At 44.6% G+C, this 18057-nt stretch carries 16 protein-coding genes and 1 pseudogene; 13 read left to right on the plus strand and 4 right to left on the minus strand.

Annotated features, from left to right (window positions below; genetic code table 11):
- The first annotated feature begins 11 nt into the window (after nt 1-11).
- Entirely contained in the window at nt 12-179 is a 168-nt protein-coding gene (locus JCM16456_RS23545; RefSeq protein ID WP_156430441.1) for a hypothetical protein, read from the plus strand.
- A 368-nt stretch (nt 180-547) separates the two neighbouring features.
- On the opposite strand, the gene JCM16456_RS04560 is transcribed toward JCM16456_RS23545, so the two are convergent.
- The 3 genes and pseudogenes from JCM16456_RS04560 to JCM16456_RS04570 all read right to left on the minus strand — a co-directional run.
- Nucleotides 548-2107, minus strand: a complete 1560-nt coding sequence (locus JCM16456_RS04560; RefSeq protein WP_068712781.1) for a SulP family inorganic anion transporter — start codon at nt 2105-2107, stop codon at nt 548-550.
- 200 nt (nt 2108-2307) lie between these two features.
- Nucleotides 2308-5361 carry a ribonuclease E gene (rne, locus tag JCM16456_RS04565; protein ID WP_082712212.1) on the minus strand — a complete coding sequence of 1018 codons (3054 nt, stop codon included), beginning with the start codon at nt 5359-5361 and terminating at the stop codon, nt 2308-2310.
- Nucleotides 5362-6085: 724 nt separating this feature from the next.
- A pseudogene (locus JCM16456_RS04570) lies at nt 6086-7111 on the minus strand (ribonuclease E/G); the annotation flags it as partial.
- A 362-nt stretch (nt 7112-7473) separates the two neighbouring features.
- On the opposite strand from JCM16456_RS04570, the gene rluC reads away from it, so the two are divergent.
- Nucleotides 7474-8424 carry a 23S rRNA pseudouridine(955/2504/2580) synthase RluC gene (rluC, locus tag JCM16456_RS04575; RefSeq protein ID WP_068712785.1) on the plus strand — a complete coding sequence of 317 codons (951 nt, stop codon included), beginning with the start codon at nt 7474-7476 and terminating at the stop codon, nt 8422-8424.
- Between the two features lie 76 nt (nt 8425-8500).
- On the opposite strand, the gene JCM16456_RS04580 is transcribed toward rluC, so the two are convergent.
- Complete coding sequence (locus JCM16456_RS04580; protein WP_068712787.1) at nt 8501-9082, minus strand: Maf family protein; 582 nt, start codon at nt 9080-9082, stop codon at nt 8501-8503.
- A gap of 146 nt (nt 9083-9228) precedes the next feature.
- On the opposite strand from JCM16456_RS04580, the gene yceD reads away from it, so the two are divergent.
- From yceD to tmk, 11 genes are all read left to right on the plus strand, one after another.
- Nucleotides 9229-9753 carry a 23S rRNA accumulation protein YceD gene (gene yceD / locus JCM16456_RS04585; protein WP_068712789.1) on the plus strand — a complete coding sequence of 175 codons (525 nt, stop codon included), beginning with the start codon at nt 9229-9231 and terminating at the stop codon, nt 9751-9753.
- A 36-nt stretch (nt 9754-9789) separates the two neighbouring features.
- A complete protein-coding gene (gene rpmF / locus JCM16456_RS04590; RefSeq protein WP_068712791.1) occupies nt 9790-9960 on the plus strand; it encodes a 50S ribosomal protein L32 in 171 nt (56 codons plus the stop codon).
- 9 nt (nt 9961-9969) lie between these two features.
- On the plus strand, nt 9970-10995 hold the full coding sequence (gene plsX, locus JCM16456_RS04595; protein WP_068712793.1) for a phosphate acyltransferase PlsX: 1026 nt from the start codon (nt 9970-9972) through the stop codon (nt 10993-10995).
- A gap of 5 nt (nt 10996-11000) precedes the next feature.
- Nucleotides 11001-11954 carry a beta-ketoacyl-ACP synthase III gene (locus JCM16456_RS04600; RefSeq protein WP_068712795.1) on the plus strand — a complete coding sequence of 318 codons (954 nt, stop codon included), beginning with the start codon at nt 11001-11003 and terminating at the stop codon, nt 11952-11954.
- 67 nt (nt 11955-12021) lie between these two features.
- The gene (gene fabD, locus JCM16456_RS04605; protein ID WP_068712798.1) at nt 12022-12945 is read left to right on the plus strand and encodes an ACP S-malonyltransferase; all 924 of its coding nucleotides are present in this window, start codon (nt 12022-12024) and stop codon (nt 12943-12945) included.
- Between the two features lie 29 nt (nt 12946-12974).
- Nucleotides 12975-13709 carry a 3-oxoacyl-ACP reductase FabG gene (gene fabG / locus JCM16456_RS04610; protein ID WP_068715884.1) on the plus strand — a complete coding sequence of 245 codons (735 nt, stop codon included), beginning with the start codon at nt 12975-12977 and terminating at the stop codon, nt 13707-13709.
- A 231-nt stretch (nt 13710-13940) separates the two neighbouring features.
- Nucleotides 13941-14174, plus strand: a complete 234-nt coding sequence (gene acpP, locus JCM16456_RS04615) for an acyl carrier protein (protein WP_014204679.1) — start codon at nt 13941-13943, stop codon at nt 14172-14174.
- An 89-nt stretch (nt 14175-14263) separates the two neighbouring features.
- Nucleotides 14264-15511, plus strand: a complete 1248-nt coding sequence (gene fabF, locus JCM16456_RS04620) for a beta-ketoacyl-ACP synthase II (protein ID WP_068715886.1) — start codon at nt 14264-14266, stop codon at nt 15509-15511.
- A 95-nt stretch (nt 15512-15606) separates the two neighbouring features.
- Nucleotides 15607-16413 (plus strand): aminodeoxychorismate lyase, encoded by an 807-nt coding sequence (gene pabC / locus JCM16456_RS04625; RefSeq protein ID WP_068712800.1) that lies wholly within the window; start codon nt 15607-15609, stop codon nt 16411-16413.
- On the plus strand, nt 16407-17423 hold the full coding sequence (gene mltG, locus JCM16456_RS04630; protein WP_068712802.1) for an endolytic transglycosylase MltG: 1017 nt from the start codon (nt 16407-16409) through the stop codon (nt 17421-17423). The genes pabC and mltG overlap by 7 nt, the downstream gene beginning before the upstream one ends.
- Complete coding sequence (tmk, locus tag JCM16456_RS04635; RefSeq protein ID WP_068712803.1) at nt 17420-18046, plus strand: dTMP kinase; 627 nt, start codon at nt 17420-17422, stop codon at nt 18044-18046. Before mltG ends, tmk begins: the two co-directional genes overlap by 4 nt.
- Nucleotides 18047-18057: the final 11 nt, after the last annotated feature.

The raw sequence follows: 18057 nt of genomic DNA on the forward strand, positions 1-18057 counted from the left end.
ATGACCTCAAGATGCAGACTTCAGAGCTTCATCAACAAGAACAGGTCAAGCTCAATGACGGAAGGAATGGTCATTCCCTTTCAACGTCATTGGGCGCTGAAATGGGCTTGTTGATGAGCTCCCAAAGGGCGAGTTGTATTCGCTCCTATGCTGCGTTACCGATTTTCTACGTAGAATAACTATGTATTCAAAGTATAACTATGTATTCAAATCGGTGCCTTGCCTATGAGCGAATACATTCTCGCTGAAACCGCATCTTGAGGTTACTTGGGTATAGTTTTATCTAAACGGGGAAAGGTCGTATAGAGCTATGGTGAGCCTGAAATGAGTGGAGAGTGCAATTGTGAGAGACGCGCTGTAAGCACTCGTAGTGCAGATAGCCAGTACTTAAAGGGTTAGCGGAGCATTTTTAGGTAATCACTTCTAGAGGGCGATTGAAGTGAAATTAAAAGGCCTGATTCCGATAGGGTATCGAAATCAGGCCTTGCAAGCCGCTTAACAGAAATGTCCAATTTTATGGGGGCACTTCAAAGCGGGAATTTTTGAATTAACCAGCCAGAACGTCTGTGACGACTTTGTATGTTGGATCGTCTTTAGCATCTATTTCAACAAGCGCACCTGCTTTGTTTAGTAGGGTGCGACAGTCGGGGCTTAAATGACGTAAGTGAATGTTTTTATCTAGTTGGGCGTAGCGTTCAGCGATGGTTTGAATTGCATCTATGGCTGAATGATCAACCACGCGAGATTGAGCAAAATCGATGATCACTTCTTTTGGATCATTTGCAGCATCGAATAGTTCGAGGAAATTGGCTGTTGAACCAAAGAAAATCGGGCCGTTGACTTTATATTCCTTGCTGCCGTCTTCCTTAGTCTGGCTGACAGCATGAATTTGTTTTGCATGTTGCCAAGCGAACATAAGAGCAGATGCGACAATACCAACGCCTACTGCGATAGCAAGGTCGGTAAATACCGTAACCACTGTCACCAATACAATCACAAAGAAATCTTGTTTGGGTACGCGGCGCGCCAACTTAAAGGTAGCCCATTCAAATGTGCCGATAACGACCATAAACATCACACCAACCAATGCGGCTAGTGGAATCATCTCGATGAGTGATGAAGTAAACAGAATGAAAACTAATAACCCCACCGCTGCTGTAATACCCGATAGTCGGCCACGACCACCTGAGTTAGTGTTGATCATGGATTGACCAATCATGGCACAGCCACCCATTGCTCCAAACATAGAACAGCTTATGTTTGCAATGCCTTGACCGACACACTCACGGTTTGATTTACCACGGGTGTTAGTCATTTCGTCAATCACCGTTAGGGTAAGGAGTGACTCAATAAGACCAACAGCAGCAAGAATTACCGAATAAGGCAGAATGATTTGTAACGTTTCCCATGTGAATGGGACATTGGGAATCGAGAAGGTTGGTAGTGTACCTGCAAGAGTTGCATTTTCGTTTCCTGACATCGTACGCAGAAAATCAACAACGGTACGGGTATCCAAGTGAAGTGCTTGAACTAATACGGTAATGGTAATAATAGCAACTAAAGACGATGGTACTGCTTTAGTAAATTTCGGCAAGAAGTGAATGATTGCCATAGTTAGGGCAACTAAGCCTAGCATCAGCCACATTTTGTCTTGAGGCAGCCACGTTAGAATACCAGCATCGTTTGGCATCTTAAACTGTGCCAACTGGGCTAGGAAGATGACAATCGCAAGACCGTTAACAAAGCCAATCATTACTGGCGTTGGAACAATCCGGATAAATTTGCCGAGTTTAAATATTCCAGCTAAAACCTGCAGTAAACCTGTTAGCAAGATGGCAGCAAACAGGTATTCGACGCCATGTTGAGCGACGAGGCTCACCATGACTACCGCCATTGCTCCAGTTGCGCCAGATATCATACCTGGACGACCACCGAAAATAGAAGTCATTAGCCCGACCATAAAGGCAGCGTATAGGCCAACCATAGGGTCAACACCGGCAACAAAAGAGAAAGCCACGGCTTCAGGAACCAGAGCAAGCGCAACCGTTAAGCCTGACAAAACGTCGTTTTTAACGGAATGCTTTGAAAATTTGGGAAATTCAAACATGTTAGTGGTTACTTCTTATTGTAAAGTTGAATGTGTTGAACAAATACGTTTGCGCTCGAGCAAACATTTGAAATTTCAAACGAAGCGCGGATGCTACAGAAATGCGTAAAAGAGTTCAATATATAAACAGGACTCTTTAAAGTTTAGACAAAAAAATAAAGGCTGCCGAAGCAGCCTTTATATTCTAGAGTTGATTGTGATTAGTAACCTTGAGGCTTAGTCATCTCAGCACTAGCGTGGCTACGAGCAACCTGACTACCAGCTCCTTTGGGTACATAGCGTTCAGTTTTGAATGGCGCTGCAATGATATCAATTGCTTTAATATCATTCGAACCTGGTGCTTTGGTCATCACAGATGCTGCGTGGTTTTTGTGGTTAAATGCCACTTTTCCAACACGCATGGCTGTTGGTGCTTTCACGACAGCTGGTGCCACTGGCTCTTCAACTGATTCCGTAAGTGCTTCCGCTTCTGCTGGCTTAGTCTCTTCAGCAACCACATTGTCGGCAACAACTGTTTCAGTTGCGACAGGTTCGACAACAATTGGTGATTCCTCGAACATTGGCGCTGTTTCTACAGCTTCCACCACATCAACAGGCGTTTCAGCTTTTGCTTCTGCAACTTCAGGAGCGGCGACTTCGCGACGAATGATCACTTTGCCCATAGCCATTTCAGGGAACGCAAACCCACCTAGAGTTGGTGTTACGGTTACCGTGGCTTGTGCTTCGGTAGCTTGAGGTTGCGTTGGTTTTTCTGCTTGGCGGGTTAAGCCATAACTTGGCATCACTTTACCCATCGCCATTTCTGGTGATGCTACACCACCTTTACGTAGACGGAATGGGTTAGGGCGACGATCACGACCGCGACGGCGACGTTGACCACTGGCTCTCAGATGACGAGGAGAACGGCGATTACGGCGTTGTTTCGTTTCTTTACCGCTTTCGTCATCGTTGATGTCGTCAGTCTTAGCGTTAACGTTAGCAACATCTGTGGTTTGAACAGTATCTTGTTCCACGTCAGACGTGGTGATGTTTTCTTCCGTTGCCTCAGGAGCTTGTCCATTACGACGAACTTGTTTAGTCAATTTACGACGTTGACGACGTTCTTTAACTTTCGCTGTTTTAGTTTCAACAGCTACAGCATTTTCTGTTGGCTCAACATCTTTAGCTTGTTGTGCTTCTTCAGCTAATTGACGCCCCTGTTCTTGCAATTTATTAGACTTAGCATCGCTACGCTTGTTATTGCGACGATCTTGCTTAGGTTTACGTTCTTGACGCTGTTTACGATTGTTATTGCCGTTTTCAGCTTTGTCTTGAACGTTTACCTCACCTTCTTGTTGCTTACCTTTCTTCTCGTTATTCGCATCTACGCCCGCTTTATTGTTGCGTTTGTTTTTGTCACGAGAATTACGACGGCGGTCGTTATTACGATCGTTGTTGCGCTCGCGACGAGGTGGTCGCTGAGTATTTTGTGTCGTTTTTTCCGCTGTCTGTTCAGTGGTTTCTTTTTCTGCAACTGGTGAGTCTGCAAACAATTTACGGATGGCAGTGATCACGCGGCTGAAGAAACTTGGTTGTTTTGGTAACGCAGGTTTTTCCGCCACTGGCTCAGGCGTTTTGACAGGCTTAGGTGCTGGTGCACTTTGATTTGGTGCGGCAAAACCTTTCAAAATCGGCTCTTCGACACGTCGTGGTTTGATATCGACATCAACCACTTCTTTGCCTTCGGCTTCTTTCATGCTGTCTAGTTTCTTCGGAATCAGATAAGACAGCATTTCTTGTTCGTCACCTTCACGGATACGAATCACTTCAAAGTGAGGCGTTTCCATGTCTGAGGTTGGAACAATTGTGATTTTAACTTCTTGCGCTTTTTCAATGTGATTGATTGAACGACGCTTTTCGTTCAATAGGTAAGAAGCGATAGAGACTGGAACCACAGCCAATACTTGGGCCGTATTATCTTTCAGCGCTTCTTCTTCAATCAAACGTAATACAGACAGGGCAAGAGATTCGTTGTCACGAATGACACCAGTACCGCTACAACGCGGGCAGATGTGGTGGCTTGCTTCTGCCAGTGAAGGGCTTAAGCGTTGGCGCGACATTTCAAGTAGGCCAAAGCGAGAAATTCGACCGATTTGAACGCGAGCACGATCAAGGCGAACGGCTTCACGTAGGCGACTTTCAACTTCGCGTTGGTGACGTACTGGAGTCATATCGATGAAGTCGATCACCACCAAACCACCAAGATCACGTAGACGCAACTGGCGAGCAATTTCATCTGCTGCTTCTAAGTTGGTGTTTAGTGCTGTTTCTTCAATATCTCCGCCTTTCGTTGAACGAGCAGAGTTGATATCGATTGAGGTTAATGCTTCAGTTGGGTCAATGACGATTGAACCACCTGATGGCAAGCGAACTTCACGCTGGAATGCAGATTCAATCTGACTTTCAATTTGGAAGTGACTGAATAGAGGCACTTCACCATCGTATTTTTTCACTCGATTAGCAAAATCGGGGCGAACCAGATTAATGTGCTCTAAAGCGCGTTCATAGATGGTGTTGCTGTCGATAAGAATTTCACCGATATCACGACGTAAATAGTCGCGAATTGCACGGACAATCACGTTGCTTTCTTGGTGAATTAGAAATGGTGCTGGGTTTGAATCAGAGGCTTCTTTGATGGCTCCCCAGTGGTTGAGTAGCACATTAAGGTCCCACTCTAGCTCTTCGCCACTTTTCCCTACACCTGCAGTACGAACGATAAGCCCCATGCCCTGTGGAAGGTCAAGTGTGCTTAATGCTGCTTTTAGTTCAGTACGCTCATCACCTTCAATGCGACGAGAAATACCGCCAGCACGAGGGTTGTTAGGCATAAGAACTAGGTAGCTACCTGCAAGAGAGATAAACGTAGTTAACGCTGCCCCTTTACTGCCACGCTCTTCTTTTTCGACTTGAACAATGACTTCTTGGCCTTCGGTAAGCACTTCTTTAATGCTTGGTCGGCCTTGGTAGGTGTATCCGTCAGGGAAGTATTCGCGGGCAATTTCTTTGAGGGGGAGGAAACCATGTCGTTCAGCGCCGTAATCAACAAAAGCAGCTTCCAGACTTGGCTCGATACGGGTGATACGTCCTTTGTAAATATTTGCTTTTTTCGATTCATGTCCTGGACTTTCGATATCCAAATCGAATAGTCGCTGGCCATCAACCAACGCGACACGCATCTCTTCTTTTTGAGTTGCGTTTATTAACATTCTTTTCATTGAAAAAATCTCATTATCATCTTTATCTTTCGTTTTGATTTTTGTTCTTGCTGCTGTATTTCGTTTTCAAGGTGCCTGATCCCATGGCTTAGGTGTGTACAGCCTCCCGGCTGGAGGGGATGCTCTAGGGCACATCAGTTATCACAAGTAAAAATGATTACTTGTGATCCGCATACTTAGGCGGTTGATACTCAACATGAAAAGACGATGAGTAGAGCAGGCAAGAGGACTTTAACCAACCGTGTCTTACGCCACATGCTGCACATTGGTTTTCAGCCAACTACTCATTAACATTGCGCACAGTAAAAGCACAAAACTAAATGATTCAGCGTTTCACTATGGACAGTGGTGAACTATAGCAGTGACTGTGGTAGTCAGCAATCTGCTTTATACGAAAGGGTGTAAAATTTTGCTTCTTCGCCCAAAAAATGACAGGTTGAGTGAGTATAAATGGGAGTATCAATAAAATTTGCATGGTTTTTAGTTGGTCGTTTTTTCGGCGCTCTACTCGCGTGAAAACAGATATTGCTGTTATTTTCACCGTTTTCGGCGAGATTAAGCGCAAAAGTGCATTTTTTGATTAATTACTTAAATGCGTTTTGCTGGAATGATGCGTAACTTTGTGACAAATGACCGTTATTGTCACATTCATAGCGTTCGTTGGGATTAACGAACGCTATGGCTTAGGGGATTACCTTCCGAATAACCAATACAAAAACTTGGACCCTAGGTCACCGAGGCGAAATGGCTGAGAAACATGATCAGTTTTGCGTACGTGCTCAGTCTTGTGTACGTGATGGCGCTCGATATTCGTGTTTTTGTTCTGTCTAACACTGTTTTTAGTTATTGTTGCTGTGCCTTCCGCTGGTGGGGGTGACTCTTTTGAACGGTCTTGTGATGCCGCTTCTTTTTTCTTGCGCATTGATTCAAACTGGCGGTCAATATTGAAGTGGTTAAATATGGGCGTTTTTTCTTCATATTTTTTTACACGATTAGCCAATTCAGGGTGAATTAGATTAATGTGCTCTAAAGCGCGTTCATAGATGGTGTTACTGTTGATGATGATTTCATCAATGTCACGGTGTAAATAGTCTCTAATTGCACGAATAAATACGTCACTTTCTTGGTGAATCATAAATGGTGCAGGGTGTGAATCAGCCGCTTTTTTGATGGCTGTCCAGTGGTTAAGTATCATACTAAGGTCCCACTTTAGATCTTCGCCATTTCTTCTTATGCCTGCATTACGAACGATAAGGCCCATGCCCGGTGGAAGTTCCAATGTGCTTAGTGCTGCTAATAGTTTAGTACGGTCATCACCTTCAATGCGGCGAGAAATACCGCCGGCACGAGGGTTGTTAGGCATAAGAACTAGGTAGCTACCTGCAAGAGAGATAAACGTAGTTAACGCTACCCCTTTATTGTTATGCTCTTCTTTTTCGGCTTGAACAATGACTTCCTGGCCTTCGGTAAGCACTTCTTTAATGCTTGGTCGGCCTTGGTAGGTGTATCCGTCGGGGAAGTATTCGCGGGCAATTTCTTTGAGGGGGAGGAAACCATGTCGTTCAGCGCCGTAATCAACAAAAGCAGCTTCCAGACTTGGCTCGATACGGGTGATACGACCTTTGTAAATATTCGCTTTTTTCGATTCAGGTTGTGGACTTCTGATACTCATATCTAATAGTCGCTGGTCATCAACCAACGCGACACGCATCTCTTCTTGTTTAGTTGCGTTTAATAATATTCTCTTCATTGAAAAGTCTCGTTATTATCTTTCGTTGTTAGCTAACTGCATAAATACCAAACGCCCTGATTTTTACAGTCGACTCTTGATGGAGAGAACTTTAGCAGTGGCATAAATTCCCATCAATCTGGTTACAATGGGGGTGTTAGAATATTGTATCTTCGCCCCCAAAATGGCAGTTTGAGTTGGTTAAAATGCCAATAACGCTGGATGCTGGACGGTTTGAATGGTCTTTTTTGTCCTCTTTAAAACCGTACATCATCAAATGTGGCTGTTATTTTTACTGTTTTCGGCGAGAATAAGCGTAAAAGAGCGGTTTTTGGTAAATACCTAAATAGGTTTTTTGCGTAATTAAGGTTAAAATACTCGCCATGAGCGAAATCAAAACACAAGTCCAGTTCGTTGATATCGACGAAGACATGGCTGGTCAGCGCATTGATAACTTTCTGCGCAACCAATTAAAGAATATTCCGAAAAGCGTGATTTACCGCATCCTGCGTAAAGGCGAGGTTCGCGTTAATAAAAAGCGGGTTAAAGCAGAATACAAAATTGCTGCAGGTGACATTGTACGTGTGCCGCCAGTGACTATTTCTGTGCAAGATGACCAACCCGCTGCCCCAGTAAGTACTAACTTACACAAAGTAGCTGAGTTGGAATCGTGTATTGTCTATGAAGACGATCATATGCTAGTGCTGAATAAGCCATCGGGTACAGCCGTCCACGGTGGTAGTGGCTTGAAGTTTGGTGCGATTGAGGCGTTAAGAGCTTTACGACCTCAGGCGCGCTTTCTCGAGTTGGTTCATCGCATTGACCGTGACACTTCAGGTCTGTTGCTGGTGGCAAAAAAACGTTCTGCGCTGCGACATTTACAAGCTCAGTTCAGAGAGAAAACCATTCAGAAATACTATTATGCCTTGGTGATGGGGAAGTGGGATACCAAATGCAAAGCGGTGAACGCTCCTCTGCTGAAGAATGACGTGAACAGTATTGTTCGTGTTAACCCGCAAGGTAAACCCTCTGAAACACGTTTTAAAATATTAGAGTCGTTCAAAGAGGCGACCCTGGTTCAGGCGAGTCCTATTACTGGGCGTACTCACCAAATTCGCGTCCATGTTCAGTACATGGGGCACCCAATTGCTTGGGATGACCGCTATGGCGATCAACGGTTTGATGCCTATACGTCGAAGTTCGGCATAAAGCGTCTGTTTCTTCATGCGGCAAATATTAAGTTTGTGCACCCTGGAACAGAAAAAGCCATGGAGCTCAATGCCCCGTTGGATAAAAACCTCGAAAACGCTTTAAGTAAATTACGCCAAGCTTAAAGTGAAACTGGACGAAAAAGGCTTGTGTAAACAAGCCTTTTTTATTGTTGTCAGGTTATGTTTCGGCGTGTCAATGCTAAAGAACTGGGTGTCCAGCGTGTTCGAGCATGGTAATGAGTTTAATTAAGGGCAAGCCAATTAAACTATTTGGGTCGTCTCCTTTGAGGCGTTCAAATAACGCAATGCCTAGTCCTTCACTTTTAAAGCTGCCGGCACAGTAAAGAGGTTGTTCTTTACGCACATACGTTTCCACTTGCGAACGGGTTAAGTGTCGAAAATGAACATCAAAGTGATCTAGGGCGACTTGAGTCTCTTTTGTTACCGTGTTGTATAAAGCAAGTCCCGTATAAAAGCGGATGCATTTTCCACTTTGACTGAGTAGTTGCTCAACTGCCACAGCTTCTGAGAGCGGTTTACCGACAATGTTGCCATCGATGACGCAAACTTGATCACTGCCAATAACCAAACTGGCCTTTGAAAGCTGACAAGACTGCGCTTTTTTTGCCGCAAGGCGAGTAACGAGTTGTTCTGCTGTTTCCCCTGTTATTGGGGTTTCATCGCAATCTGGTTTGGCGGTGATAAATGGAATGGCTAATTTTTCGAGCAATTGCTGACGAAAAATAGATGTTGAGGCTAAAACCAGTTGGTAATTTTGCATTTTAATTTACAATTATCGAAAGTTTGTGAATAGCATATCTGATTGTAGAAAGCGGTTCATAACTCATGACGTGAAAAGGGAAAAAAACTAAGTTTTTTGCCTTTTTCTTTGACTAAACTCTTTTTGGAAGATAATATTCGCGCCCTATGCAAAAGGTAAAAATACCGCGAACGATAGATCCTGGGAAAGCGGCTCAGAAACGACTTGATTACGATGGCATCATCCAAGTCAGTCTTTTCAAGCGCTTAACAGAATCGGTCGAAGGCGTTAAACGCGACGCTCAAGTGTCATTGTCATTTGGGTTAGATGAACAGCGACTTGTTGTTATCTCTGGTAAAGCTAACATACAAGTTGATTTAGAGTGTCAACGCTGTAATGAAGTTTTCGCACATGAGTGCGATGTCGAATTTACTTATACGCCTTACTACAGTGCGAAAAGTGAAGAAGACGCTCCGGAAGAGTATGATTTGGTAGATCTTAACGATTTCGGTGAACTTGATGTTATTCAGCTAGTTGAAGACGAGTTCATTCTAAACTTACCCCAAGTTGCGATGCATGATGAGTCTGAATGTAGCGTTAATTCAAACAACTTGGTGTTTGGTGAACTTCCAGAAGAAATTGTGGAAGAAAAGCCGAATCCATTCGATGTTTTAAAAAGTTTGAAGAAATAAATTCTCCAAACATTACTTAACATAGGAGTAGGGTCAATGGCCGTACAACAAAACCGTAAATCACGTGCACGTCGTGGTATGCGTCGTTCACATGATGCACTAACTACTGCTGCTGTATCTGTAGATGCGACTTCTGGTGAAACTCACCTACGTCACAACGTGACTGCTGACGGTTACTACCGTGGCAAAAAGGTTATCAACAAGTAAGGTTGACCTTTGCATAATTTAACCGTTGCACTTGATGCAATGGGCGGTGATTTCGGTCCCCGTGTCACAGTGCCTGCCGCCGTGCAGGCACTGTCGCATTTCCCTGAGTTGAAAGTGTCCCTCGTGGGTGACCAGTCGCAAATTGCCCACCAATTGTCTCTGTTGGGTTGCAAAGCAGATGCTCGTTTGAGCATTGTGCATTGTGATCGGACGATATCTGACTCAGCGAAACCTTCGCTCGCACTTCGTCACAGTGCAGGAACCTCCATGGGAGTTTCTATTGACCTTGTGGCTGAAGGGAAAGCCGATGCATGTGTTAGCGCCGGAAATACCGGTGCATTAATGGCACTCTCCCGATTTCGACTTAAACTATTACCTGGTATCGATAGACCTGCGTTAGTCTCGGCCCTTCCAACGGCCAGCGGACATAAGACGTGGATGCTCGATTTAGGGGCAAACGTGTCGAGTGATGCAGACTCTTTGTTTCAATTTGCCGTGATGGGTGCAGCGTTAGCTGAGGAACATTTAGGGCGAGCTCCACGCGTTGCGATATTAAATATCGGTGCTGAGGAAATAAAAGGTAACGACCTTGTCAAACGTTGTGCGGAAATGCTCAATCAAACACAAGAGGTAAACTATATCGGTTATATTGAAAGTAATCAGTTACTTCTCGATGTTGCTGACGTAGTCGTTTGTGATGGTTTTGTTGGCAACGTCTGTTTGAAGGCATGTGAAGGCACTGCTCAACTCTTTATTGATAAGCTTAGAGCTTGTTTTTCAGCTTCATCCATAAAGGGTTGGATTGCTCGAAAACTGTTTTCAGATTTATTTATCGAACTAAAAACACTGAACCCCGACCAGTATAACGGTGCAAGTTTGCTAGGATTGCGCGGCATTGTCATAAAAAGTCATGGAAGAGCTGATGTATCCGCTGTCGTAAATGCAATTTCCGAGGCGGTACACGAAATTAAACGACAAGTACCCAGCCGGATAAGCGATCGTTTGGAAGCGGTTTTACTCGAGAGGCATTATTAGTCTTCATGAATAGCAAAATATTAGGAACAGGCAGCTACCTGCCATCTCAGATTCGCACAAATGCGGACCTAGAGAAAATGGTAGACACAAGTGATGAGTGGATCGTAACTCGTACCGGGATTCGTGAACGTCGTATTTCTGCCGAAAACGAAACCGTAGCGGACATGGCAACCATTGCTGCGAAGAATGCGATTGAGATGGCCGGTATCGATAAAGACGATATCGACATGATTATTCTCGCAACTACTAGCGGCAGTCATACATTTCCGTCATCTGCATGTCAGGTACAAGGTAATTTAGGTATCAAAGGCTGCCCAGCATTTGATATCGCAGCTGCATGTTCTGGCTTTATGTATGGGCTTTCTATTGCCGATCAGCATGTTAAATCAGGAATGTGTAAAAATGTATTGGTGATCGGTGCTGATGCATTATCAAAAACCTGTGATCCAACAGATCGTTCAACCATTATCCTGTTTGGTGATGGCGCAGGCGCTGTTGTGATTGGTGCAAGTGAAGAGCCAGGTATTCTTTCTACTCATATCTATGCCGATGGTGAGTTTGGTGATTTGCTCAGCCTTGAAGTCCCTCAGCGCGGTAGCGGTGACACGGACAAATGGCTGCACATGGCAGGTAATGAAGTATTTAAAGTGGCAGTGACTCAGTTGTCTCGTCTCGTGAAAACAACGCTTGCTGCTAATAATATGAATAAGTCTGAGTTGGATTGGTTAGTTCCTCACCAAGCAAACTTACGCATTATTTCAGCGACAGCAAAGAAATTGTCTATGTCGCTTGATCAAGTCGTTGTTACTCTTGATCGACATGGTAATACGTCTGCAGCAACGGTTCCGACCGCACTCGACGAAGCAGTGCGCGATGGCCGTATTAAACGCGGTCAGACACTACTGCTTGAAGCATTCGGTGGTGGTTTTACTTGGGGCTCTGCCCTAGTTAAGTTTTAATTCTGATTCTAATGATTAGGGAGCCGACTCCGATTCCCTATCATGATTGCTATTGAAGGAAAAAAACATGAGCAAGTTTGCTATCGTCTTTCCGGGTCAAGGTTCTCAAGCTGTAGGTATGCTTGCTGATCTTGGTGAACAGTATGATGTTGTTAAACAAACTTTCGCTGAAGCGTCTGAAGCTTTAGGCTACGATTTGTGGGCACTTGTACAAGATGGTCCTGTAGAAGATTTGAACCAAACTTTCCGTACACAGCCTGCATTGCTAGCAGCATCTGTTGCTATTTGGCGTGTTTGGCAAGAGCTGGGCTTAGAACAGCCAGAAGTTCTTGCTGGTCATAGCTTGGGTGAATACTCAGCGTTGGTTTGTGCTGGTGTTATCGACTTTAAAGAAGCGATTAAATTGGTGGCTCTACGTGGTCAACTGATGCAAGAAGCGGTTCCTGCTGGTACGGGCGCTATGTATGCAATTATCGGTCTGGCTGATGATGCAATCGCGCAGGCTTGTAACGAAGCAGCGCAAGGTGAAGTGGTTTCTCCTGTAAACTTCAACTCACCAGGTCAAGTGGTTATTGCTGGTCAAAAAGCAGCAGTAGAACGCGCTGGCGCTCTATGTAAAGAAGCGGGTGCAAAACGTGCACTTCCACTTCCTGTTTCTGTGCCATCTCACTGTGCACTAATGAAACCAGCCGCAGACAAGTTAGCGGAAGCATTAAAGGCTATCGAATTCAACGAGCCTAAACTGCCAGTTATCAACAACGTTGATGTTGCTGCAGAAACTGCTCCTGAAAAAATTAAAGATGCGCTTGTACGTCAACTTTACAGCCCAGTGCGTTGGACTGAAGGTGTAGAGAAAATGCACGCACAAGGCATCGAAAAACTGATCGAAATGGGTCCAGGTAAAGTGTTAACTGGCCTGACTAAACGTATCGTTAAAGCGCTAGATGCAGCTGCAGTCAATGACGTAGCTTCTCTTGATGCTGTTAAGTAAAGAGTAGGAAATTAGACATGAGTAATTTCATGAATCTTGAAGGCAAAGTGGCTCTTGTCACTGGCGCAAGCCGTGGTATTGGTAAAGCGATTGCTGAATTATTGGCTGAACGTGGTGCTAAAGTGATTGGTACTGCAACCAGCGAAAGTGGTGCTGAAGCCATTAGTGCATACCTTGGCGAAAACGGCAAAGGTCTAGCATTAAATGTAACAGATGTAGAATCTATTGAAGCGGTTCTAAAAAACATCACTGATGAGTTTGGTGGCGTGGACATTTTGGTTAATAATGCCGGTATTACACGTGATAACTTACTGATGCGTATGAAAGATGATGAGTGGACAGATATTCTGGATACCAACCTAACATCTATCTTCCGTCTATCTAAAGCTGTGTTACGCGGCATGATGAAAAAACGTCATGGCCGTATTATCAACATCGGTTCTGTTGTTGGTACTATGGGTAACGCAGGTCAAACTAACTACGCAGCAGCTAAAGCGGGTGTAATTGGTTTCACTAAATCTATGGCACGTGAAGTTGCTTCTCGTGGCGTAACAGTGAATACTGTAGCACCTGGTTTTATCGAAACTGATATGACAAAAGCGCTAAACGACGAACAGCGTGCAGCAACTTTGTCACAAGTTCCAGCGGGTCGCCTTGGTGATCCTCGTGAAATTGCTTCCGCAGTTGTATTCTTGGCATCTCCAGAAGCAGCGTATATTACGGGCGAAACTTTGCACGTAAATGGTGGCATGTACATGGTTTAATGCCATATTCGTATTGAGTCTGGAAAAACTGTGTTAAAATCCCGGCTCTATACGAAACTTGATCTAAACTTGCGCATTATTTGTGCATGATTTATATCAATCTTGGTGTGAATTTCGGTTAAAATCATCAATTTTGTGGTTTGACCAGCAAGGTCACACTTGCAACTTTCCCTAGTTCTAATAAACTACGGAATCATCGCATTAGGCGAAATCTGTAAAGGAAAAGAAAAAATGAGCAACATCGAAGAACGCGTAAAGAAAATCATTGTTGAACAGCTAGGTGTAGACGAAGCAGAAGTTAAAAACGAAGCTTCTTTCGTTGAAGATCTAGGTGCTGATTCTCTAGACACTGTTGAGCTAGTAATGGCTCTAGAAGAGGAATTCGACACTGAGATTCCTGATGAAGAAGCAGAGAAAATCACTACTGTTCAAGCTGCGATCGACTACGTAAACAGCGCTCAGTAATATCTCTCCCAGGCGGCCCTCTGGCCGCCTGAGTTTTTATCAGTCATCTATACCTCTCATAGAATTTTTCAATTCCGGAGAATATGATCGTGTCCAAGCGTCGTGTCGTTGTCACTGGCATGGGTATGTTGTCACCGGTAGGCAACACAGTAGAATCTTCTTGGAAAGCCCTGCTAGCTGGTCAAAGTGGTATCGTAAATATCGAACACTTTGATACTACTAATTTTTCAACTCGTTTCGCAGGTCTAGTAAAAGATTTTGATTGCGAAGAGTACATGTCTAAAAAAGATGCTCGTAAGATGGATTTGTTTATCCAGTACGGCATCGCTGCTGGCATTCAAGCTTTGAATGACTCAGGTCTAGAAATCACCGCAGAAAATGCTCCCCGCGTAGGTGTAGCTATCGGTTCTGGTATCGGTGGTCTTGACCTGATCGAAGCTGGTCACACAGCATTAGTCGAAAAGGGTCCACGTAAGGTTAGCCCATTTTTCGTCCCTTCAACCATCGTAAACATGGTTGCTGGTAACCTTTCTATTATGCGTGGTCTACGTGGTCCAAATATCGCGATTTCTACAGCATGTACGACAGGTCTACATAACATTGGCCATGCGGCTCGCATGATCGCTTACGGCGATGCAGACGCAATGGTGGCTGGTGGTGCTGAAAAAGCATCAACGCCACTAGGAATGGCTGGTTTCGGTGCGGCTAAAGCGCTTTCTACTCGTAATGATGAACCGCAAAAAGCTTCTCGCCCTTGGGATAAAGACCGAGATGGTTTTGTTCTAGGTGATGGCGCTGGTGTTATCGTTCTTGAAGAATATGAACACGCAAAAGCTCGTGGCGCTAAAATCTATGCTGAACTTGTTGGTTTTGGTATGTCTGGTGATGCTTATCACATGACTTCGCCTAGCTCTGATGGCTCAGGCGGTGCGCTAGCAATGTCTGCAGCACTACGTGATGCCGGTCTAGAAGGCACTCAAATCGGTTATGTGAATGCGCACGGTACATCAACTCCTGCAGGTGATGTTGCTGAAGTGAAAGGCATTAAACTGGCTCTTGGTGAAGAAGGTGCGAAGCAAGTTCTTGTTTCTTCGACTAAATCTATGACTGGTCACCTTCTAGGTGCTGCCGGTTCTGTAGAGTCTATCATCACTATTATGTCGCTAGTTGACCAAATCGTTCCGCCAACCATTAACCTGGAAAATCCAGAAGAAGGTTTGGATATCGATTTAGTTCCAAATACCGCACGTAAAGTAGAAGGTATGGAATACGCGATTTGTAACTCATTTGGTTTCGGTGGTACTAACGGTTCACTGATCTTCAAACGTATGCAGTAATACGCGGTTACATTGATGCTTGTATTCGAACGGCTTGATGCTTAGCATTAAGCCGTTTGCTTTTTTAGGGAACCAAAAGTCGAAAGGGAGCTAAGATGATTTGGGTAAACGGCCAAGCGACACAGCATATTTCCGTTGGTGATCGTTCGTTCCAATACGGTGATGGTTGCTTCACGACTATGCTGACTTGTGATGGTAAGATTCAATTTTGGGATTACCACCTAGAGCGTATGCAAGCGTGTTTAGCCAAACTTGGTATTACGCAGCCCGATTGGTCTTTAGTGAATAACTGGCTGGCTAATGCCACGCTGCCAGCATCTCAGGCAGGGCTTAAACTGCATGTTAGCCGCGGAAATGGCGGACGTGGATATAGCCCTACTCAAGTGACTGTTCCCAATGTTACTATTAGCCACTTTGCGTTTCCTGAGCATTATCGTCAATGGCAAGTCGATGGGCTAGAGTTAGGTTTGTGTCAACAACGTTTGGGAATTAATCCTTTATTAGCCGGGCATAAACATAATAATCGCCTTGAACAGGTATTATTAAAAGCAGAAGCTGAGCAACAAGGCTTTAGTGATGCGGTATGTTGTGATGTAGAGGGGCGTGTTGTGGAAACAACAATGGCTAATCTATTTTGGATTAAAGCGAACCAGCTATTTACTCCATCACTTGAACGAGCTGGTGTGGCTGGTGTTGCTCGTCGTGTCATTTTGGAACGAGCAAACGCTTTAGGGCTTAGCGTTCAAGTTGGTGACTTTTCACTTACTGCTCTCACTTGTGCCGATGAGGTGTTTGCTTCTAACGCAATTCTAGGGGTAGCTCCCGTATGCCAAATTGGTATCGAACGCTATGAAATAGGAAAACAAACACGACGCTTTCAGGAGATTTTTCATTCGTGCTAAAGAAACTCGCTGTCATTGTTATCGCTTTATTTATCCTTGCGACGAGTGGCTATTTTTATATTAATCATGCAGTTAATGCCTATCTCAAACAATCACTGACTGTTCAACAAGAGCAGATAGTGACCATTCCTTCTGGTGCCAATATTAATCGTGCGTTCTCTTTGCTTAAAGATAAAGGGTGGGTACAGACCAGCTTTGCCGAGAAATTTGTGCGACGCTTGCATCCCGAACTGGTGCAAATCAAAGCAGGTACTTACCAACTTGAACCGAATATGTCGCTCAATGACGCAATTGAACTGTTTCGTTCTGGCAAAGAGCATCAATTCGCGATTACGTTTGTTGAGGGCAGTCGATTTGATGAGTGGCTTGCATTGCTGGCGAAAGCGCCTTATCTCACTCATACCTTAGGTGACAAATCTGAACAGCAAATTGCGAAGCTTCTCGGCATTGACCGCAGTAAGCTTGAAGGTTTGTTTCTCGCGGAAACGTATCACTTTACGGCAGGCGAGAGCGATATTGATATCTTACGTCGTGCTCACCACAAATTAATGGCTGTGCTTAATGATGCTTGGCAACATCGCCAAGATAAACTGCCACTAAAAACACCCTATGACGCGCTTACTTTGGCCTCTATTATCGAAAAAGAGACAGCAATCGAGAGTGAACGAGAGCGAATCGCGTCTGTATTTGTAAACCGTCTTAATAAACGGATGCGGTTGCAAACCGATCCTACGGTTATCTACGGGATGGGGGATGCCTATAAGGGGAATATTCGTAAACCCGATTTACGCAGGCCAACTCCTTATAACACGTACGTGATTTTTGGTTTGCCACCGACACCTATTGCAATGGTGGGCAAAAATGCCATCAATGCTGCGGTGAATCCAGAACAATCAAGTTACTTATACTTCGTTGCCAGTGGGGACGGAGGACATGTGTTCTCAAAAACTTTAAGTGAGCACAATCGCGCGGTACGCGCCTATTTAAACTATCTTAGAAAGCATAAATGAACGGTAAATTTATTGTCATCGAAGGCCTTGAAGGGGCGGGTAAAAGCACTGCAATTCAGACAGTCGTTGAGACATTAGCGGCTCATCAAGTTGGAAATATTGTCCGAACACGTGAACCTGGTGGTACCGTGTTGGCAGAAAAAATGCGTGCACTAGTAAAAGAAGAGCATGAAGGTGAAGTGCTGCAGGATATGACGGAGCTGCTGTTGATGTATGCAGCGCGTGTACAGTTAGTTGAAAACGTGATTAAACCCGCCCTTACTCGTGGTGACTGGGTGGTTGGAGATCGCCATGATCTTTCTTCTCAGGCATACCAAGGTGGTGGTCGTCAGTTGAGTAACGCGACGATGCAAGCGTTAAAACAAACTGCACTTGGCGATTTCAAACCCGATTTCACCTTGTATTTAGACATTGATCCGAAAGTGGGGTTAGAGCGTGCTCGTGGTCGAGGAGAGTTGGATCGTATTGAAAAAATGGACATCAGTTTTTTCGAGCGTACTCGTGCTCGTTATCAAGAACTTGCAGCTACGGATGATTTGATAGTGATGATCAATGCGCAGCAAAGCATAGACGAAGTAGCGGCAGATATTCGTGCAGCACTTGAGACATGGTTAGCCCAGTAGCAAAGGAACAA

Origin of the sequence: Vibrio tritonius (assembly GCF_001547935.1) — a bacterium.
In the GTDB taxonomy this organism is placed as follows: Bacteria; Pseudomonadota; Gammaproteobacteria; order Enterobacterales; family Vibrionaceae; genus Vibrio; species Vibrio tritonius.

Excerpts from the sequence above, each read along its gene's own strand:
- JCM16456_RS23545 (WP_156430441.1), top strand. The coding sequence starts at position 12 with ATGCAGACTTCAGAGCTTCATCAACAAGAACAGGTCAAGCTCAATGAC.
- JCM16456_RS04560 (WP_068712781.1), bottom strand. The coding sequence starts at position 2,107 with ATGTTTGAATTTCCCAAATTTTCAAAGCATTCCGTTAAAAACGACGTT.
- rne (WP_082712212.1), bottom strand. The coding sequence starts at position 5,361 with ATGAAAAGAATGTTAATAAACGCAACTCAAAAAGAAGAGATGCGTGTC.
- rluC (WP_068712785.1), top strand. The coding sequence starts at position 7,474 with ATGAGCGAAATCAAAACACAAGTCCAGTTCGTTGATATCGACGAAGAC.
- JCM16456_RS04580 (WP_068712787.1), bottom strand. The coding sequence starts at position 9,082 with ATGCAAAATTACCAACTGGTTTTAGCCTCAACATCTATTTTTCGTCAG.
- yceD (WP_068712789.1), top strand. The coding sequence starts at position 9,229 with ATGCAAAAGGTAAAAATACCGCGAACGATAGATCCTGGGAAAGCGGCT.
- rpmF (WP_068712791.1), top strand. The coding sequence starts at position 9,790 with ATGGCCGTACAACAAAACCGTAAATCACGTGCACGTCGTGGTATGCGT.
- JCM16456_RS04600 (WP_068712795.1), top strand. The coding sequence starts at position 11,001 with ATGAATAGCAAAATATTAGGAACAGGCAGCTACCTGCCATCTCAGATT.
- fabD (WP_068712798.1), top strand. The coding sequence starts at position 12,022 with ATGAGCAAGTTTGCTATCGTCTTTCCGGGTCAAGGTTCTCAAGCTGTA.
- fabG (WP_068715884.1), top strand. The coding sequence starts at position 12,975 with ATGAATCTTGAAGGCAAAGTGGCTCTTGTCACTGGCGCAAGCCGTGGT.
- acpP (WP_014204679.1), top strand. The coding sequence starts at position 13,941 with ATGAGCAACATCGAAGAACGCGTAAAGAAAATCATTGTTGAACAGCTA.
- pabC (WP_068712800.1), top strand. The coding sequence starts at position 15,607 with ATGATTTGGGTAAACGGCCAAGCGACACAGCATATTTCCGTTGGTGAT.
- tmk (WP_068712803.1), top strand. The coding sequence starts at position 17,420 with ATGAACGGTAAATTTATTGTCATCGAAGGCCTTGAAGGGGCGGGTAAA.